This window comes from Psychrobacter sp. 1Y4 (assembly GCF_051847555.1).
Window position 1 is genome coordinate 1 of sequence record NZ_JBPYDE010000816.1, and the last position, 604, is coordinate 604.

Consider the following 604-nt stretch of genomic DNA (forward strand, 5'->3'; position numbering starts at 1 on the left):
TTGGTTCATTTATTCTTGCCGCACACCTCAGCCAGTCTCACGATTAATGAAAATGCCGACCCAGATGTCAGATTGGATACCGAAGAGTGGCTTAACAAAATTGCCCCAGCCGATCAACCAGAGTACCGCCATACTTTAGAAGGCTCGGATGACTTGCCCGCTCATTTTAAAAGCATGATGTTTGGGGTAAGTTTAACCATTCCGCTGATTGATGGTGAATTGGGTCTAGGCATGTGGCAAGGGGTTTACTTATGTGAGCATAGAGACGTGACTGGATATAGCGGACAGCGCAAGCTGGTTATTACGGTCAATACGTAATAATATAGGATCATTAACTGGCAGGTTGACCCTCGCAAATTGCCACATTTATATAGAGCGCTATCAACGGATAAACCTGATTATGACCACTTTTGTCTTAAAATTACCAAGCTCAACAAACGCTAAGGTTAACTGTCTCAAGGCTTCTGCTATTTTTTTGAGTTTATTTTTGCTAACTGCCTGTCAAGAAACGCCAGAACCTGAAGCACCTACCGGAACACCATCTGAAACGTCAACACAGACCACGCCAGTCACCACAAATATCAATGTAGATAAAGCTAAAAAC

At 43.2% G+C, this 604-nt stretch carries 1 protein-coding gene and 1 pseudogene; both read left to right on the plus strand.

From position 1 onward, the window contains the following. On the plus strand, positions 1–318 hold a 318-nt coding region (locus tag ACS8FC_RS19040), incomplete at its 5' end, for a secondary thiamine-phosphate synthase enzyme YjbQ (RefSeq protein WP_439297941.1). Positions 319–400: 82 nt separating this feature from the next. Next, positions 401–604 (plus strand): annotated as a pseudogene (locus ACS8FC_RS19045) (hypothetical protein); the annotation flags it as partial.